Annotated in this window: 17 protein-coding genes; 3 read left to right on the top strand and 14 right to left on the bottom strand. The window is 63.6% G+C overall.

Annotated features, from left to right (window positions below; translation table 11 throughout):
• Positions 1–15: 15 nt before the first annotated feature.
• The 11 genes from AC1DDS_RS23225 to AC1DDS_RS23175 form a co-directional block, all read right to left on the bottom strand.
• The gene (locus AC1DDS_RS23225) at positions 16–825 is read right to left on the bottom strand and encodes an ABC transporter permease (RefSeq protein WP_477481017.1); all 810 of its coding nucleotides are present in this window, start codon (positions 823–825) and stop codon (positions 16–18) included.
• 5 nt (positions 826–830) lie between these two features.
• Entirely contained in the window at positions 831–2078 is a 1248-nt protein-coding gene (locus AC1DDS_RS23220; protein WP_477481016.1) for an ABC transporter permease, read from the bottom strand.
• Between the two features lie 2 nt (positions 2079–2080).
• A complete protein-coding gene (locus tag AC1DDS_RS23215) occupies positions 2081–3217 on the bottom strand; it encodes an ABC transporter ATP-binding protein (RefSeq protein WP_477481015.1) in 1137 nt (378 codons plus the stop codon).
• Between the two features lie 11 nt (positions 3218–3228).
• Positions 3229–4272 (bottom strand): ABC transporter substrate-binding protein, encoded by a 1044-nt coding sequence (locus tag AC1DDS_RS23210; protein WP_477481014.1) that lies wholly within the window; start codon positions 4270–4272, stop codon positions 3229–3231.
• 384 nt (positions 4273–4656) lie between these two features.
• On the bottom strand, positions 4657–5439 hold the full coding sequence (locus tag AC1DDS_RS23205; RefSeq protein WP_477481013.1) for an ABC transporter permease: 783 nt from the start codon (positions 5437–5439) through the stop codon (positions 4657–4659).
• Between the two features lie 3 nt (positions 5440–5442).
• On the bottom strand, positions 5443–6621 hold the full coding sequence (locus AC1DDS_RS23200; RefSeq protein ID WP_477481012.1) for an ABC transporter permease: 1179 nt from the start codon (positions 6619–6621) through the stop codon (positions 5443–5445).
• Positions 6618–7697, bottom strand: a complete 1080-nt coding sequence (locus AC1DDS_RS23195) for an ABC transporter ATP-binding protein (RefSeq protein ID WP_477481011.1) — start codon at positions 7695–7697, stop codon at positions 6618–6620. Before AC1DDS_RS23195 ends, AC1DDS_RS23200 begins: the two co-directional genes overlap by 4 nt.
• Before the next feature lie 102 nt (positions 7698–7799).
• Positions 7800–8852: an ABC transporter substrate-binding protein gene (locus tag AC1DDS_RS23190; RefSeq protein WP_477481010.1), complete on the bottom strand. Its 1053-nt coding sequence runs from the start codon at positions 8850–8852 to the stop codon at positions 7800–7802.
• A gap of 213 nt (positions 8853–9065) precedes the next feature.
• Positions 9066–9806, bottom strand: a complete 741-nt coding sequence (locus AC1DDS_RS23185) for an SDR family NAD(P)-dependent oxidoreductase (RefSeq protein WP_477481009.1) — start codon at positions 9804–9806, stop codon at positions 9066–9068.
• Positions 9807–9882: 76 nt separating this feature from the next.
• On the bottom strand, positions 9883–10563 hold the full coding sequence (locus tag AC1DDS_RS23180) for a GntR family transcriptional regulator (protein WP_477481008.1): 681 nt from the start codon (positions 10561–10563) through the stop codon (positions 9883–9885).
• Positions 10556–10807, bottom strand: coding sequence for a hypothetical protein (locus AC1DDS_RS23175; protein WP_477481007.1), 252 nt, complete (start codon positions 10805–10807; stop codon positions 10556–10558). Before AC1DDS_RS23175 ends, AC1DDS_RS23180 begins: the two co-directional genes overlap by 8 nt.
• Between AC1DDS_RS23175 and AC1DDS_RS23170 the strand changes: the two genes are divergently transcribed.
• The gene (locus AC1DDS_RS23170) at positions 10806–11816 is read left to right on the top strand and encodes a phosphotransferase (protein ID WP_477481006.1); all 1011 of its coding nucleotides are present in this window, start codon (positions 10806–10808) and stop codon (positions 11814–11816) included. The two genes, AC1DDS_RS23175 and AC1DDS_RS23170, sit on opposite strands and share 2 nt — an antisense overlap.
• Positions 11817–11819: 3 nt before the next feature.
• The gene (locus tag AC1DDS_RS23165; RefSeq protein ID WP_477481005.1) at positions 11820–13136 is read left to right on the top strand and encodes an aspartate aminotransferase family protein; all 1317 of its coding nucleotides are present in this window, start codon (positions 11820–11822) and stop codon (positions 13134–13136) included.
• Positions 13137–13257: 121 nt separating this feature from the next.
• Here AC1DDS_RS23165 and AC1DDS_RS23160 read toward each other — a convergent pair whose 3' ends face one another.
• Together AC1DDS_RS23160 and AC1DDS_RS23155 are read right to left on the bottom strand one after the other, a co-directional pair.
• Positions 13258–14928 (bottom strand): AMP-binding protein, encoded by a 1671-nt coding sequence (locus AC1DDS_RS23160; RefSeq protein ID WP_477481004.1) that lies wholly within the window; start codon positions 14926–14928, stop codon positions 13258–13260.
• Between the two features lie 69 nt (positions 14929–14997).
• Complete coding sequence (locus AC1DDS_RS23155) at positions 14998–15264, bottom strand: BON domain-containing protein (RefSeq protein ID WP_477481003.1); 267 nt, start codon at positions 15262–15264, stop codon at positions 14998–15000.
• Positions 15265–15350: 86 nt separating this feature from the next.
• On the opposite strand from AC1DDS_RS23155, the gene AC1DDS_RS23150 reads away from it, so the two are divergent.
• Complete coding sequence (locus AC1DDS_RS23150; RefSeq protein WP_477481002.1) at positions 15351–16562, top strand: adenylate/guanylate cyclase domain-containing protein; 1212 nt, start codon at positions 15351–15353, stop codon at positions 16560–16562.
• A 73-nt stretch (positions 16563–16635) separates the two neighbouring features.
• Here the strand turns inward: AC1DDS_RS23150 and AC1DDS_RS23145 are convergent.
• A partial coding sequence (locus tag AC1DDS_RS23145) for a calcium-binding protein (protein ID WP_477481001.1) occupies positions 16636–17763 on the bottom strand: 1128 nt, incomplete at its 5' end.

Below are 17763 nucleotides of genomic sequence, written 5' to 3'. Positions count from 1 at the left end.
AAGCTTGCAGATTGATCAGGCGCGCCGCATGCGGCGGATCAGCGACAGCACCACGAACAGCGCGATCGAGACGGTGGTCAGCAGGCTGGCCGCCGCCATGATCGTCGGGTTGATCTGGTCGCGGATGCCGGAGAACATCTGCACCGGCAGGGTGCGCTGGTCGGCACCAGTGAGGAACAGGGCCACGATCACCTCGTCGAACGAGACGGCGAAGGCGAGCAGGGCCCCGGAAACGATACCCGGCAGGATGAGCGGCAGGGTCACGGCGAAGAACACGCTGACCGGCCCGGCGCCGAGGCTTGCACCGGCCCGCGTGAGATTGGCGTCATAGGTCGAGAGCGCCGAGAGCACGGTGACGACGACGAAGGGGACGGCAAGGGCGGCATGGGCCAGCACAAGGCCGGTCCGCGTGTTGGTCAGTCCGAGCGAGCCAAAGAACATGTAGGCGCCGACCGCCACGATGACGACTGGCATGATCATCGGCGAGATCATCAGTGCCATGACGGCCTTGCGCCACGGGAAGCCAGGCCGGCTGATGCCGAGCGCGGCGAGCGTGCCGAGCACGGTCGCTATCAACGTGCTGAACGAGGCGGCGACCAGACTGTTCAAAAGGCTTTGCGTCCAGCGCGGGTTCTCGAAAAAGTCCGCATACCAGCGCCAGGAATACTCCTTGATCGGGAAGGTGAAGAACGGATCCTTCGAAACCGAGAGCGGGAAGACGACGAAGAGCGGCCCGATCAGAAAGACCAGGACGGCAAGGGCGAACAGGACGACAAGCAGGCGGCAGAGCCGTTCGCTGCGGGTCGCATAAGCGGGAAGCCACATGGTCTTTATCCAAGCTTGATGCGCTCCGCGCCGACGAGACGCAGGAACACGAGATAGATGGAGAGCGTCATCACCAGGAGCAGGCAGGCAAGCGCTGCAGCCATGCCCCAGTTCAGGTCGCGGTTGATATAGGTGGCGATGAAGTTCGACAGCATCTGGTCGCGCGGACCGCCGACGAGGGCGGGCGTGATGTAGTAGCCGAGCGACAGGATGAAGGTCATCAAACAGCCGGCCGCCACGCCCGGCAACGTCTGCGGCGCATAGATCCGCCAGAAGGCGGCAAGCGGCGGGGCGCCGAGCGAGCGCGCCGCCCGCATCTGCCCTTCCGGTATGGACTTCATGACGCTCAGGATCGGCAGGATCGTGAACGGCAGCTGGATGTGGGTCATGGCGGTCACGGTGCCGAACCGCGTCAGCATCAGTTGCAGCTTCTCGGTGGTGAGACCGAGCGCGAGCAGCAGCTGGTTGATGACGCCGTCGGTCTGCAGCAGCACCACCCAGGCGGTGGTGCGCACCAGAAGCGAGGTCCAGAGCGGCAGCAATACCATCAGCAGCATCAACCCGGCGACGCGCGCCGGCGCCAGCGAGATGACATAGGCCGTCGGAAAGCCGAGCAGCAGCGTCGCGGCCGTCACCAGGCCGGCGATCCAGAGGGTTCGCCCGAGGATGTCGAGGAAGACGGCCTGATCCGCGGCGACCCGGCCGATGCTGCCGGAGGCGTCCTGTCCGAGATCGACGGCCGTCAGCAGGTAATAGGGTGTCACCGGCGCGCCGTTGCGCTTGATGATCGCCCAGAGTTCCGTCTCTGCCCAGGCGGGATCGAGGGCGACGAATTGCGGGGCCAGCGCCCCGTCCTTGAAACTGCCGAGATGGCGCGTCACCGACATGACGCGGCTGCGCATGCCGGCGCTTTCGTAGTTCAGCCGCTTGCCAAGCGCGGCGGCGGTGTTGTTCTTCTTTGCGGCGGCAAGGTCGGCGGCTAGCGCCGCGAAGGCTTCCTCGCCGGGGGCCGCCTGCCCGTCCCAGCCGTCGAGCGCGCTCACGGTCTGTGGCAGGATTTCCCGCACCTCGGGATTGCGAACCGCGGTGGTGAGAAAGATGCCGATCGGCGCGCCGAAGGTGACGAGCAGGAAGAGCAGCGCCGGCAGGGCGAGCGCCAGCGCCCTGAGGCGGTTCGGCCGCTCGGCTCGTTTGAGCGCTTTGCCCAGGTCGGGACGAATAGCCGGGATGGTCAGGGAGATTGTTTGCGCCATGACTACCTCGTCAGCGTTCTGCAATCGGCGGCGGAGCAGGCCATCGTGACGGTGCTGCCCGGCACGATCGCCGCACCTTCGGCCGCCGGCACGCTGGCGACGAGATGCGCATTGCCGAAGGCTTCGAGCGAAAGCCGAACGCGGTCGCCCAGGAAGGTCTTGTCGAGCACGCGCGCGCTGATCCGGTTTTGCGCGCCCTTCCTGTCTTCGGTATCGAGGCCAAGCCGCTCCGGTCGAAGCGAGACGGTCACGTCCGTTTCCCGCGGATCGGGGACACCGGTGGTCAGAAGCCGCGTGCCGTCCTGCATCCGCACGACGACAAGGCCGTTCTCGGTGCCGGCGAGCTCGCAGGCCAGCGTGTTGTTGTCGCCGATAAAACCAGCGACGAAGCGGTTTTCCGGCCGGTCGTAGAGCGTCACCGGATCGGAGAGTTGCTGGATGCGCCCCTCATGGAAGACGGCGATCCGGTCGGACATTGTCAACGCCTCCGACTGATCGTGCGTCACATAGACCATGGTGATGCCGAGGCGCTGCTGGATCTGCTTGATCTCGATCTGCATATGCTCGCGCAACTGCTTGTCGAGGGCGCCGAGCGGCTCGTCCATCAGGATCAGTTTCGGATTGAACACCATCGCACGGGCGAGCGCCACGCGCTGCTGCTGGCCGCCGGACAGTTGGGCCGGGCGGCGCTCGCCGAGGCCGCCGAGCTTGACCATCGCCAGCGCATCCTCGATGCGCTTCGCCGCTTCCGCGCCTCTCACGCCGCGATAACGCAGCGGAAAGCCGACGTTCTCGCGCACCGTCATGTGCGGAAACAGGGCGTAGTTCTGGAAGACGAAACCGATGTCACGGCGCTCCGGTGGCAGACGCTCGACGGCCTGCCCCTCCAGCAGGATGCGACCGATCGTCGGCTGTTCGAAGCCGCCGAGCATCATCAGCGTCGTCGTCTTGCCGGAGCCGGACGGCCCCAGCATCGTCAGGAACTCGCCCCGCCGCACGGCGAGATTGAGGTCCTCGACGACGAGCGTGCGCCCGTCGTAGGTTTTCTGCACCCGTTCGAAGGCCACCATGGTTTCGGCAGCAGTCTGGGTCGACGGCTCGTTGCCGAGCCGCCTCCTTTCCAGCGATATGGTGTTCATCGACCCGCCTCTTAGTTGGAAAGCCAGGTGGTGAAGCGCTTTCTGATCTCGTCGCCGTGATCCGCCCAGAAGGCGTTGTCGAGCGTGAGCGAGGTCGTCAGGTTGACGGGACTGGTGGGCAGGTTCTTCGCATCTTCCGGGGCCACTTCGGCCGCCGCCGTCGTGCGGACCGGACCGTAGGGAATGTACTTCGCAGTCGCGGCGAGAATTTTGGGTTCGACGGCGAAGTGGATGAAGGCGAGCGAGCCCTCGATGTCCTTGGCGCCCTTGGGAATGGCCCAGAAGTTCGAATCGAGGATCTGGTTATCCCAGACGATGCCGAATTTGCGGCCCTCCTTGTTGGCGTTGAAGATGCGGCCGTTCCAGGCCGTCGTCAGCGTCACTTCCCCGGAGGCGAGCAGCTGCGGCGCCTGGGCGCCCGCTTCCCACCAGACGATCTGGTCCTTGATCGTGTCGAGCTTGGCGAAGGCGCGGTCGAGGCCGTCCGGCGTCGAAAGCGTCTCGTAGACGGCCTCCGGCGCGACGCCATCGGCGAGCAGCGCGAATTCGAGGTTGGTCGCGGGGTTCTTCCAGAGGCCGCGCTTGCCGGGGAATTTTTCAAGATCGAACAGGTCGGCCAGCTTCGTCGGCTTGTTGGCAAGCTTCTCCTCGTCGTAGGAGAGGATCGTCGCATAGACGATCGTGCCGACGCCGCAGTCCGACGTGGTGCCGGCAAGCCATTCTGATTTCGGCCCGATCTTCTCCCAGTCGATCGGCTCGAAGATCCCTTCGTCACAGCCCTGCAACAAGGTTGGCGCGTCGACGTCGACCACATCGATCGTCGTGTTGCCGCTGTCGATCATAGCCTTGATCTTGGCAATTTCGCCGCCGTATTCCTGCTCGGAGATCGGACGGCCAGTCTCTTCGGCATAGGCGTTGAAGACGGCCTTGCGCTGCGCCTCCTGATAGGCGCCGCCGAAGCTCATGACGGAAAGCGGCTCGGCGGCCGTTGCTGCACCGAGAGCCAGACCATAGGCGAGCGTCGTCGCTGCCAGAAACATGCGTTTGCTGAACATTGAAATTCCTCTCTAGGAGATTAATTCGTATGCCGGATGCACCGCCCGTCTTGGTCGCGGGCTACGGGGGAGAGGCTATGTCGCACTATGTGACAGCGCAAATAAGTAAGTGTCATGCCCTCATGAGCGGCACTTATTAGCTCTTGGCGAAACTCGCTTCGGATGGGTCCCGACAGATCTCGACAGCAGATACAGTGCCGGATGCGTAATATCGGCTGGTAAGTGGGCAGACGGCGAGCGGTCGAAATACTCGGACAAAAGACGAGTTTCCGGTCGCGGCGCTGTGAGGCTTGTCCCGCGTACCGGCTCGGGCGGCCCCCGGACCGGGCCGAAAAGGATGCCGGCTGCCGCCGGCTCCTTACATTTGACGCGCACCGTCCGGTGCTATCGCCGCTTCGCCAGCATGGACCGGGACACCACGACGGCCAGCCCGACCAGGATGGTTGCGGCAATGAAGAGGAAAGCCGCCGCCGCAATCGCCGGGCTGATGTTTTCCCGTATGCTGGAGAACATCTGCCGCGCCAGCGTGCGCTGGTTGGGACCGGCGACGAACAGCGTCAGCACCACCTCGTCGAGCGACGTGGCGAAGGCAAGCACTGCGCCGGAGAGCACACCCGGCATAGCGAGGGGCAAGGTGACCCGTCGGAACACCGTGGTTGGCGACGCGCCGAGGCTCTGGGCGGCGAGTTCGACCCGCTCGTCGATGCCGGCGAGCGCGCCGGTGACGCTGACCACGACGAAGGGCACCGCGACGACCGTATGGGCGATGATCACGCCGGCGTAGCTGTTGATCAGCCCGACCCGTGCGAGCAGCACCTGCATGCCGACGCCGAGCACGACGGCCGGAACGACCATCGGCAACAGGAACAGCGTCCGTATCGATCCGCGGAAGAACACCAGCCTGTTGCGCAGGCCCAGTGACGCAGCCGTACCGAGCACGGTGGCGAGCAGCGTCGTGCCGGTCCCGATGATCAGGCTGTTGATGATCGCCCGGCGCCAGGCATCCGCCGTGAACAGTTCCTCAAACCACCGCAACGAATAGGACGGGATCGGATAGGTCAGGATGACGCTCGAGGTGAAGGCGAGCGGCAGGATGGCGATGAGCGGCGCGACCAGGAACAGGATCGTCAGCGACGCAAAGGTAAGTTTCGTGAGCTTCATCGGCATCGCTTAGCGCCTCCCAGGTTCTTCGGCGGACAGCCGTGCATAGACGCTGTAGAGGACAAGTGTTGCCGCGAGCAGCACGACGCCGAGCGCACCCGCCATGCCCCAGTTCGCCGAACCGGTTGCGTAGAAGGCGATGATCGAGCTGATCATCTGGTCGCCCGGACCGCCGATCAGCGCCGGCGTGATGTAGTAACCGATCGCCGAGATGAAGACGAGCAAGCCGCCAGAGGCGACGCCGCGCAGGCTGAGCGGCAGGAGCACGCGCAGGAAAGCGCGCAGCGGGTGCGCCCCAAGCGAGGCCGCCGCCGGCATTAGGTTCTTGGGGATGGTGATGAGGACCGAGTAAATCGGCAGCACCATGAACGGCAATAGCACATGGGTCATCGCGATAATGACGCCGGTGCGGTTGAAGATCAGCGGCAAAGGCCCATCGATGACGCGCAGCCATTGCAGGAAATCGTTGATCAAGCCCTTTTCCTGCAAGAGAATGAACCAGGCGGCCGTACGGACCAGAAGCGAGGTCCAGAGCGGCAGCAGCACCGCCGCCAGCATCAGGTCGCGTTTCCAGCCGGTGAGCGAAGCGGCGATCATCGCATAGGGAAAGCCGATGCAGGCGCAGGCGAAGGTCACAAGCGCAGCAATCCAGAAGGTCCGTACGAGGATGACACGATTGACGGACTGGTCGGCAGGCAAGGCTTCGATCGCGCCGTCCACACTACGGCCAAGGTCGACGGCGGCAAGCAGGTTGCGATCGGTCAGCGGGGAGAGCGCATCGGCGATCGCCAGCCAGAAATCCGGTTTCTCCCACCGTTTGTCGATGGAAACCAGGTCAGCGGGTGGGTTCGCGGTGTCCGCAAGGGCGCTCGTCGTCTTCGACATCAGCGTGCGAAAACCAGAACGGGCGCTGTTGAGGCGGCGCACCATGTCGCCAAGCGCCTGGTCGTCGTTGACGGCCTTCAGGTCCTCCATCAGCGCCGCCTGCATGGGCATGGTCGGCGCAGACTTGCGGTCCCAGTCCCGAAGCACCTCGGCGCTGCGCGGCAGAAGGCGCAGCACGGCCGTATCGGAGACCGATTCGGACATCATGCTGGACAGCGGCCAGATGAAGAAGCCGACGAGGAACAGCAGAAGCGGTGCCATGAGGAGAAGGGACCGCCCGGTCCGGGATTTTCCTGCACTCATGGCGCAATGACCCGGCAATCGCTAGCCGAAAAGGCTGCATAAACCTTGGTCCCCGGCGCAAATTCGCGCGAGCGGCGACCGAGTTTGGCGATCAGCGGATGGGCGGCATTCTGCAGTTGCACGCGCAGGTGATCGCCCTGATAGACGGAATCGGTGACTTCCGTTTCCAGGCAATTGCGCGCTTCGCCGCGCGTCTCGGTGAGGTCGACCCGTTCCGGCCGGATGGACAAGTAGACCGACTGGCCGGAGGCCACCGTGCCGGAAAGGGCCGAAACGATATGTGCGCCGGACGGCAGCCGCACGGTCGCTTCCTGCCCCTGGACGGCTTCGACGATCCCCTCGACCAGATTGGTCTCGCCGATGAACTCCGCCACGAAGCGCGTCCCCGGTTCGTCATAGACCTGCCGCGGCGTGCCGATCTGCTCGATCTTGCCCTTGTTGAAGACCGCGACACGGTCAGACATGGTGAGTGCTTCCGACTGGTCGTGGGTGACGAATACGATCGTCAGGCCGAGCCGGCGATGCAGGTCGCGGATGTCCAGTTGCATCTGTTCGCGCAATTGCTTGTCCAGCGCGCCGAGCGGCTCATCCATCAGCACCACGCGCGGCTCAAACACCAGTGCGCGGGCGAGCGCCACGCGTTGCTGCTGGCCGCCTGAGAGCTGCGACGGCCGGCGATCGCTGAGGGCCGAAAGCTGTACCATGTCCAATGCCCGCGCCACGCGCTTGGCAATTTCGGCCTTGCCGATGCCGCGCATCTGCAGCGGAAAAGCGATGTTCTCGCCGACCGACATATGCGGAAACAAGGCATAGCTCTGAAAGACGACGCCCATGTCCCGCTTGTGGGTCGGCACGTCGTTGATCGCCGTTCCATCGAGAAGGATGCCCCCCGAGGTCGGCTGCTCGAAGCCCGCGAGCATCATCAGAAGCGTCGTCTTTCCGGAGCCGGACGGCCCCAAAAGGCTGACGAATTCGCCCTTTCCGATGCTCAGGTCGAGGTTTTCGACCACACAGAGCGGGCCGTAGAATTTGGTGATGCGGTCAAACCGGATGAAGTCGGCCACGGAATGCTCCATAGCTAGATACGGAGGAAGTCCCACATGGCAAAGCCTCTGCGGGGTACGTCCAGACAGACAGAAAGGGGCGTCGCTCTGCGGCGCCCCTTCCCACGGATAACGTTACTGGGCCAGCCAGGCGTTGAAACGCGCCGTCAGCGTTTCCGCGTTGTCGATCCAGAAGTCCGTGTTGAGCGAAATCGATTCCGTCATGTTCGCTGGATCGGTCGGCAGATCCTTGGCAAGATCTGCCGGGACCATCGCGGCAGCTTCCTTGTTCGGCAGACCGTAGGCGACAAATTCCGGCAGCTTGGCCTGGTGTTCCGGCAGGCTCGCAAAGGCGATGAAGTCCTGTGCGGCGTCCTTGTTTTCCGCGTCCTTCAGCACGACCCAGCTATCGACGGCATAGATGCTGCCCGGGAAGACGACCTTGAAGTTCTTGCCTTCGGACCGGTTGATGCCGGTGATGCGGCCGTTATAGGCAGAGGCCATCGCCACTTCGCCGGAGGCGAGGAACTGCAGCGGTTGCGCGCCGGATTCCCACCAGACGATGTTCGGCTTCAGCTCGTCCAGCTTCTTGAAGGCGCGCTCGACGCCCTCGTCGGTGCCAAGGACGTCATAGAGTTCATCCTTCGACACGCCATCAGCCAGCAGCGCGAATTCGAGCGTGTACTTCGGTCCCTTGCGCAGCGAACGCTTGCCGGGGAACTTCTCGACGTTCCAGAAGTCCGCCCAGGAGGCCGGACCTTCCTTCAGCTTGTCGCCGTCATAGGCAATTGCCGTCGACCAGACGATGGCGCCGACGCCGCAGTCGTTCACCGCCGACGGCAGGAACTTGTCCTTGCCGCCCATCTTGTCCCAGTCGATTTTTTCGTACAGGCCGTCGGCACAGCCGAGCGCCAGTTCTTCCGCCTCGACCTGCACCGCATCCCAGTTCGGTGCGCCGGCCTTGACCTTCGCCTGCAGCACGCCGATGCCGCCGTCCCACGCTTCGTCGAGCACCGGCTTGCCGGTCTTGGCGGCGAAGGGCTCAAAGTAAATCTTGCGCTGTGCATCCTGATAATTGCCGCCCCACGAGACGACAGTCAGGTCGCGAGCGAAAACCGGCGCGGCGAGCCCGGCGGAAAGCACGACAGCCGCAGCCGCCAGGATACCCGATTTCATGAATGTTTTCATTGTATTCCCCTTTTCTTCGTATGTTTAAGGAACCGGCCTTGGGCCCGCCCCGGTGACGATCACATGCAAACTGCTGATCTTTGCCTTTGCCTCCCACCTCGGTGGTTTTTGCAGCCTTTTCGGTCGCCCTGCTCTTTCCTCTGAGCATTTTCCCGACCGAATGATGCATTCCTTACTGCCGGTCAACGGCATTTTTGCCGCACTTGAGAAGTGTCAAGCGTGCTGTCCTCCGTTGATGTGGATTTCGGCGCCGTTGATATAGGACGACTGCTCTGTGCAGAGGAAATGGATGGTTTCCGCCACTTCCCGCGGTTCGCCAAGCCTGCCCATGGGCACTTCCGCGGCCACCAGCGCGTCCGTTCCCGGCGACAGGATCGACGTTTCGATCTCCCCCGGTGCAATGGCGTTCGCCCTGATGCCCCGGCGGCCGAATTCATGCGCCATCTCCCGGGTCAGCGCCGCAAGCGCTGCCTTGGAGGCCGCATAGGCAACACCCGCGAACGGGTGGACGCGCGATCCGGCAATGGACGTGACGTTGACGATCGAGCCCTTTGCCGCCTCCAGTTCCGGCAAGAGCGCGCGGGCGATCAGCGCCGTCGAGACGAGATTGACGTTCAGCACCTGCGTCCACACGTCGGCGTCCGAGTCGGCAACACCAAGGCGGCTCCTGCCGGGCCCCTTCGGCGAAATGCCGGCATTGTTGACGAGCGCATGCAGCCTGCCATTCGGCAGCCGTTCGCGCACAGTAGCGGCAAGGCGGTCGATCTGGGTGAGGTCGGCAAGGTCGGCCTGGATATGGCTCTCGCGGGCCGATGGCCAGGCGCATTCCTCGGAAAAAGGTTGACGCGAGACGGTGAGAATGCGCCAGCCCTTCGACTGGAAGAGTTTGACCGTCGCATGGCCGATGCCGCGGCTTGCCCCCGTCAGCAACATATAGCGGCATTCTTCGGTCATACGACATTCTCCATTGATGCTTGATACATCGTAATCAGAGGGGCTGGCGAAATGCAAGTGTCGATATGAAGGCAGACTAGGCCTTGCGGGCCTCCCGATCCAGCCCATGTTCGATCCGGTCGAGGAGCGGCTTGCCGCCAAGCAGGATATCATCGACGATCGCCATCGATGCGGCCGCCGAATCATGTCGTTTCAGCGCCTCGACGACGGGATAGTGGTGATCGATCATCGCGCGCCCACCGGGAATATAGGCATCCGAAATAAGCGGGCCCATCTGCAGCCAGAGCCGTCGCAGAATGACGGTGAGCACCGGAAGTTGAGCAATCTGCGGCAGCATGAAGTGAAAAGCCTGGTTGAGTTCCGTGCCTTTCAGCCGGTCGCCGGCTGCGATCGCATCCTCGTTTTCCCGCAGAATACGCTCCAGCACCTCGATATCGGCGCTGGTCGCGACCTGGGCGGCCGTTTCGGCGGCCAACCCTTCCAGCTTGATGCGAATAGCGCGGATCTCACGGTAGCGGTTCTCGCTCATGGCCGGGATGCGAATATCGCGCGGAGAGCGGAAGGTGATCGCCTCATCGTTTGCAAGGCGCAGGATGGCATCGCGGATTGGCGTGACGCTTGTGCCGAATTGCTCGGCGAGATCGCGGATTTTCAAGCGGTCTCCCGGCTGAAATCGACCTTGCATCAACGCGTCGCATAGCGCGCCGTAAACCGCACTGTTTAGGTTTTCGTGATCCAGTGTCGCAAACTCAGGCATGGAACTCACCCGGCAAATCGAGTAACAAGATACTTGATGCATCTTTTTTAACGTGTTTCAAGTGCAGGCTGACGACGCGCGGCATTTTCTGTCCGGCGCGGCGTAACGGAATAATGCCGCCAAATCCTGCTTTGCTGGACACAGATGTCCGGCACATCAGGCGAGGTCGATTGATTTGCGGGAAGCCGCACAACGGAGCAAGCATGACGGAGCCATCGCCGGCCACGAAAAAGACGGATGCCATGTCGGCCTCTTGGAGCGCAACGTCGCTTGCCGACGCCGAGGCTGCGGTTGCAAGCGTCTACGGCATGAACGGCAGCGTGAAACGGCTTTCGAGCGAGCGGGACGAAACGTTTCTGTTCGCGCGCGAGGACGGGACGGAGTTTGTCCTGAAGATCGCGAATCCGGCCGAAGACCCCGCCGCGCTCGAGTTTCAGGACGGCGCGCTCCTGCACCTCGCCGCAACCGCGCCCACCGTGCCGGTGCCCCGGCTGGTACCGACTGCATCCGGCGCGCCGAGCCACACGCTTTCCTCCACAGACGGCCCGCGCATCATGCGCCTGCTCACCTACCTCCGGGGAGAATTGCAGTACCGCACGCCGTCTTCCGACGCGCAAAGCCGCAAAATCGGCCGGGCCTTGGCAGCGCTCGGACTGGGCCTTGAGGACTACAAGGGTCGCCCGCCTGCCGGCAAGCTGATGTGGGACATTTCGCACACGCTTGACCTCGCCGCCGTCGTCGACGATGTCGCGCCGGAGCGCCGGGGGATGGCGGAGGCGGTGCTGAGCGAATTCGAGCGCTCGCTCCCCGCCATCACCGGGCTCAGGCGGCGCCAGATCATCCACAATGACTTCAATCCGCACAACATTCTGATCGACGCAGCGGCGCCTACTGAAGTCGTCGGCATCATCGACTTTGGCGACATGGTGCATGCGCCGCTGATCAATGACGTTGCAGTCGCCCTCGCCTACCATCTTTCCACGGACGACTGGGCGGCACGCGCAGGCGCCTTCCTCGAAGGCTTCCTGTCCGTGCGGGCACTGGAACCTGCCGAGATCGAACTTTTGCCGCTCCTCACGCGATCGCGGCTGGCTATGTCCATCATCATCGCGGAATGGCGCTCGGCGCGGTTCCCGGAAAACCGCGATTACATCATGCGCAACCACGCGTTCTCCTGGCGGGGGTTGCTGAACATATCGGATTTGACAACGGCGGGGCTGAAACGGCTCGCGCCCAACCTTTCAGAGGCCTGAATCATGTCGATGGTGAATGCTTTCTCGCGCGAAGACTTCGAACGGCTTGGCGAAACCGAAAGGGCGCTGATCGCCCGTCGGGAAAAGGTGCTCGGCCCCGCCTATCGTCTCTTTTATGAAAAGCCGCTGCATCTCGTGCGCGGTGACGGCGTCTACCTTTATGACGCGGCGGGTGAAAAATATCTCGATGCCTATAACAATGTCGCCTCGCTAGGCCATTGCCACCCGCGCGTGGTGGAGGCGATCACGAAGCAGACGGCGGTGCTGAATACCCATACCCGCTACCTGCACGAAGGCATCATCGACTATGCGGAGACGCTGACGGCCACGTTCCCAGACGCCCTCAGCCAGGCTATGTTCACCTGCACAGGCAGCGAGGCGAACGACCTGGCCGTGCGCATCGCCCGATACGTGACTGGCGGCACCGGCATCATCGCGACGGAACTCGCCTATCACGGGCTCACGGGCGCGGTGGCGGAATTCTCACCTTCGCTTGGCGAATCCGTAACGCTCGGGCCGCATGTGCGAACCGTTCCCGCTCCGGACAGCTACCGCTCCTCGCCCGACGTGGTGATGGAGAAGTTCGGCCGCGACGTGCGCGCGGCGATCGCCGACCTGAAGCGCCACGGCATCAAGCCGGCGATGCTGATCACCGACACGATCTTTTCGAGCGACGGCATCTTTGCAGGGCCGAAGGGTTTTCTGAAATCCGCCGTGGACGCAATCCATGAGGCGGGCGGCCTCTTCGTCGCCGACGAGGTGCAGCCCGGATTCGGCCGTACCGGTGAGGCGATGTGGGGCTTTGAACGCCATGGCGTGGCGCCCGACATGGTGACGATCGGCAAGCCGATGGGCAACGGCTATCCGATGGCGGGCATCGTGCTCCGCCCGGAAGTGATCGCCGAGTTCGGCCCGCAGGCACGCTATTTCAACACATTCGGCGGCAATCCCGTGGCCGCCGCCGCCGGCAAGGCCGTGCTCGACACGATCCGCATCGAAGGTCTGCAGCAGAACGCGCTGGACGTCGGCCGCCACCTGATGGACGGGCTGAAAAGCCTCTCGGGGACCTACCCGGCGATTGGCGACGTGCGCGGCTCCGGCCTTTTCATCGGCGTCGAGATTGTTGCCGACCCGGCCGACAAGCGCCCGGATGCGGCCGTGACGACCCGGATCGTCAACGGCCTGCGCGAACGCCGTGTGCTGATCAGCGCCTCCGGCCCCAACGCCAACGTCCTGAAGATCCGCCCTCCCCTGGTCTTTTCCCGTGAGAACGCCGACATGCTGGTGGAGGCGATTGGCGACGTGCTGAAGACGCTCTGAGAAAATCTGGGCTCGTCCCATGAGACGAGCCCAAAATGGCGATGCCGGCGACTCGAGGTCTCCCTGAAGGAGACAACCGCTTTCGGGGGACAAAGACCAGGCGCGGACTGAATGACCGCGCTCAGTCCACCGGCAGCATTTCCGGGCTGTCCGGCAGGCTATCGATCTCCTTTTCGGCGCGCTCGCGCAGAATGCGGCGGATGACCTTCCCCGATGTCGTCAGAGGCAGGCTGTCGACGAACTCTACCTCGCGCGGATATTCGTGCATCGAAAGCCGCATCTTGACCCAGTTGCGGATGTCGGCGGCCAGGTCCGCGCTCGCCAATTGGCCGGGGCGGAGCATGACATACGCCTTGACGATCTCCGTGCGCACCGCGTCCGGCTTGCCCACCACGGCGGCCAACTGCACGGCCGGGTGGCCGGCCAGGCAGTCCTCGATCTCACTGGGGCCGATCCGGTAGCCGGCGGAGGTAATGACGTCGTCATCGCGGCCGACGAAGGTGATATAGCCCTCGCCGTCCATGCGGCCCAGGTCTCCGGTCGTCATCCAGTCGCCGATGAACTTTGCCTTAGTCGCGGCATCGTTGTTCCAGTAGCCGAGAAACATCACCGGGTCGGGCCGACGCACGGCGATCTGGCCGGTGGTGCCCGGCGGCAGCTCGCGCCCCTGCCCGTCGACAATCGCCACGACGTGGCCGGGCACCGCCCTGCCGATCGGCCCGGGGCGCGATACGCCGAGCTTGCCGATCGAACCGATGACGATGTTGCACTCGGTCTGGCCGAAGAACTCATTGACGGTGACGCCGAGCGTGCGGCGCACCCACTCCCATGTCTCCCGCCCGAGCGACTCGCCCGCTGTGCCGATCGTGCGCAAGTTGAGGCGATAGTGTTTTTGCGGCGCCTCGACACTCTTCATCAGGCGCAGCGCGGTCGGCGGGATGAAGGCGTTGCGCACATTCATCTCCGCCATGATGCGGTAGGCCATGTGCGGATCGAATTTCTGGCCGGGCGACGAGACGACCGGGACACCGAGCAGCAGCGCTGGCAGGAGGACATTGAGCAACCCGCCGGCCCAGGCCCAGTCAGCCGGCGTCCATATCCGGTCGCCAGGCTGGGGCAAAAATTCGTGATGCATCTGGAAGCCGGGCACGTGGCCGAGCAGCACGCGATGACCGTGCAGCGCTCCCTTCGGCGGCCCGGTCGTGCCGGAGGTATAGATCATCAGCGCCGGATTGTCGGGACCGCTGTCGGCCGCAATAAACGGCTCCTTCGACCCTTCCTCGATTGTTGTGAACGGCACCGTTCCGGCCCGGCCGGAGTCGTCGGAAAGCACGACGAGAGCGAGATCCTCCAGGCGTTCGCGGATCATCTCCAGCCGCTCGAAGCCGAAGCCGTTGGTCACGACCGCTTTTGCACCCGCATCCCGGAGCCGATACCCCAACGCTTCCTCGCCGAAGAGCAGCGCCAACGGCAGCGCGATCGCCCCGAGCTTGTAGATCGCCACGTGGGCGATCACCGTCTCGAAGCCTTGCGGCAGCAGGATCGCCACCCGATCCCCGGCTTTCACGCCGCGCGCCGCAAGCCCGGACGCAAACCGCGACGAGCGGACGGCCAGCTCACCGTATGTGAGGCTCCGGTGATGTCCGTCCTCGGAGAAGTGCTGGAGACAGACACGGTCCGGTTCCCGGGCCGCCCATGCATCGGAAACAGCGCTTCCGATATTGAACCGCGCCGGAATGTTCCAGCGGAAGTCGCGGTAGAGATCCTCGTAGGTCGTCCGTTCGGCAAGCATTGCAGTGCAGCCCCTTTCGCTGCATTGCACTATCATCTCCTGCCTAGCGGCGGCAACGGTAACGAATGGTCACGGTCCGGCCGAAAGCCGCGCCTCCACGACCGAGACGCCGGCGACGGAGCGGGCAATGGCGATCGCCCGCTCGATTTCCTCCGGCGAGCCGACCCTCCCGGTCAGGTACACCACTCCATTCTCGCACGCCACGGCAACGTCCGAGGCATCGACCGTGCCCGCGGCTGCGAGCGCGTCCGCAACCGCCGTTTCGAGCATTGCCGGGTGTGGACCGTCGAAATGTTCAGGCACCTCGCCATGGAACGTACCTTCCTTGAAAACCATCGAACCCTCCCAGTCAGTGCGCAGACCGCGATATACAATCGTGATGTTTCCTGTAATCCTCGACAGTCAAGCCCCGGAGGCATCGCATGAACGACGAGGCGCTTCGCGACATTGCCCTGTGGCTCGCCAGACAGGGTTATGAGGGAATGGACGAAACTGAGCTGATCGCCGGCTTTTGCCAGCGATGCAACGCGGCCGGCACACCCATTGCACGCGTGCTCTGCCTCATCGACACGCTGCACCCTGAGTTCGAGGGTCGCGCCTTCCAGTGGGACAAGGTGAACCGGGTGTCACCCCTGGTCGAATACGCTCCGACGAAGGAAGGCAGCGCGCGGAATAACTGGGAGGCGTCCGCTTTTCACGAACTCCTGTGTGGTAAGGCGGACGAAATTCGCCGCCAGTTTGGGAGCGGTGCACCGGCCGACTTCCACAATCTGCAGCAACTGAAGGACGACGGGCACACCGATTTTGTTGCAATGATCCATCGCTTCACCGACCGCGGAAGTGTCGGAGAGATGGATGCATTCTTCTCCTACTGGACGACGCGCGACGCGAACGGCTTCGACGACGAAAGTCTCGCGGCGCTGCGCACGCTGGTCCCGACCCTGGCGCTCGCAATCAAATGCGCCTCTTCGATCCGGATCATCGGCACGCTGGCCGAGATCTATCTGGGGCGCGATGCGGGCCGAAAGGTTATCAGCGGCCAGATAAACCGCGGAGAGGTCGAGAAGATCGACGCCGTGATCTGGTTTTCCGATCTGCACGACTACACGCGGATCTCCGATGGTTCGGATCCGGAGCAGATCATTCCCTTCCTCAACGACTATGCCGAACTGGTGATTGGCGCAATTCACGCGCACGGCGGCAATGTTTTGAAGCTCATCGGCGACGGCATTCTTGCCATTTTCCGGTCCGGTAACCAGCAGACCGACTGCTTGGCCGCCCTTGACGCAGAGCGCATGATGCAGAGGGAACTCGGGCAGTTGAATGCCAGGCGAATGGCCGAAGGCCTGTCGATTACGGCAGTTTACTTGGGCCTGCATGTCGGAGAAGTCTTCTACGGCAATATCGGCGGCAGGGGTCGACTGGATTTTACGGTCGTTGGCCCGGCCGTGAACCAGGTGAGCCGGATCTCATCGCTGTGCACATCCGTCGATCGGGATGTCCTGATGTCACGCGACTTCATCGAAGCCTGCCCCGTGGATCGAGCTGCGCAAATGGTATCGCTCGGCCGCTATGCCCTGCGCGGTGTCAGTCGGGCAACGGAGCTGTTCACGCTGGACCCGGAAATGCGTTGAGGCCCGCAACATGGCGGGCCTCAACAGATTGTTCCTTCAGGCGTGGCGCTGGAGCCACGCCTGAAAGTGTAGATCAGAGGATGAAGTCGTTGGCCGAGAGATTGACGAGACCCGTCAGCTGGATCTCGAAGTCGTGGCGGCCATCGCCATCAAGGTCACCCTGGATCACGGTGCGATCGTTCGCGGTGCCGGCCTTGTCTTCCAGGTGCCAGGCCAGTGCCCCAGCCTTGCGATCGAACAGGGCGTTCTCCTGAGCCTGGAAGTGGAACGTACCGTCGCCACGCGCCGAACCGTTTGCGTCGATGGCAGACAGATCGATCTTGTCCTGGCCCTTCTGGAAGTCGGTGATGACATCACGGTTCGAGTTGGTCCCGGCTTCCGCCGCCGTCTTGAAGGTGAAGACGTCGGCGCCAGAGCCGCCCGTCAGCATGTCCTTACCGGTTCCACCCCGGATGGTGTCGTTACCGGCACCGCCGTTGATGGTGTCATTGCCGGCACCACCGTCGATGACGTTGCGGCCGCTGTTGCCGGTCAGCACGTCGTTGTAGCTGGAGCCCGTCAGGTTCTCGATGCTGACAAACTTGTCGCCCTGAGCGTGACCGCCCGTCGCAACGCCGGTGGCAAGATTGACATTGACCGCCGACGAGCCGGCGTAGGTCGCCGTGTCGGTGCCGTTGCCGCCGTCCAGGACGTCGGCGCCGGCGCCACCCTTCAGCACGTCATTGCCGCCGAGGCCCTTGAAGGTCTCGTTGCCACCATTGGACTGACCGGAGAGCGGCATGTTGTCATCGCCTTCGGTGCCGAGGTGGACCTTCGTACCAGGGACATCCGTGCCCGTGCCGGGCTTATCCGGGTTGGTCGGGTTGGTCGGCTCGGTCGGCGGAGTTGTGGGCTCGGTCGGCGGAGTCGTCGGCTCGGTCGGCGGAGTTACGCCACCCATATCCGGCATCGTGCCCGGATCGGTGTTGCCGGAAACGACGGGGTTGTCGTTATAGAAGGCGAATTTGCCCCACTGGCCGGTGCCGATCTGGTTGTTGACGATCTTGATCGATCCGTCGTCGACGGTGCCGCCACCCTTGCGGCCGTCGAGGTAGACGGTGTAGCCGCCGCCGATCAGGCGGTTGCCCTCGATGGTGATGTTCGACAGGCCGCCAAACTCGTTGTTCATCATCACCGCCGAGGTCTGCTCGTGGTCGTTGAT

This window comes from Mycoplana sp. 10N416 (assembly GCF_056394765.1).
The sequence above is the reverse complement of the archived record's forward strand: the minus strand, read 5'-3'. Positions and strand labels throughout refer to the sequence as shown.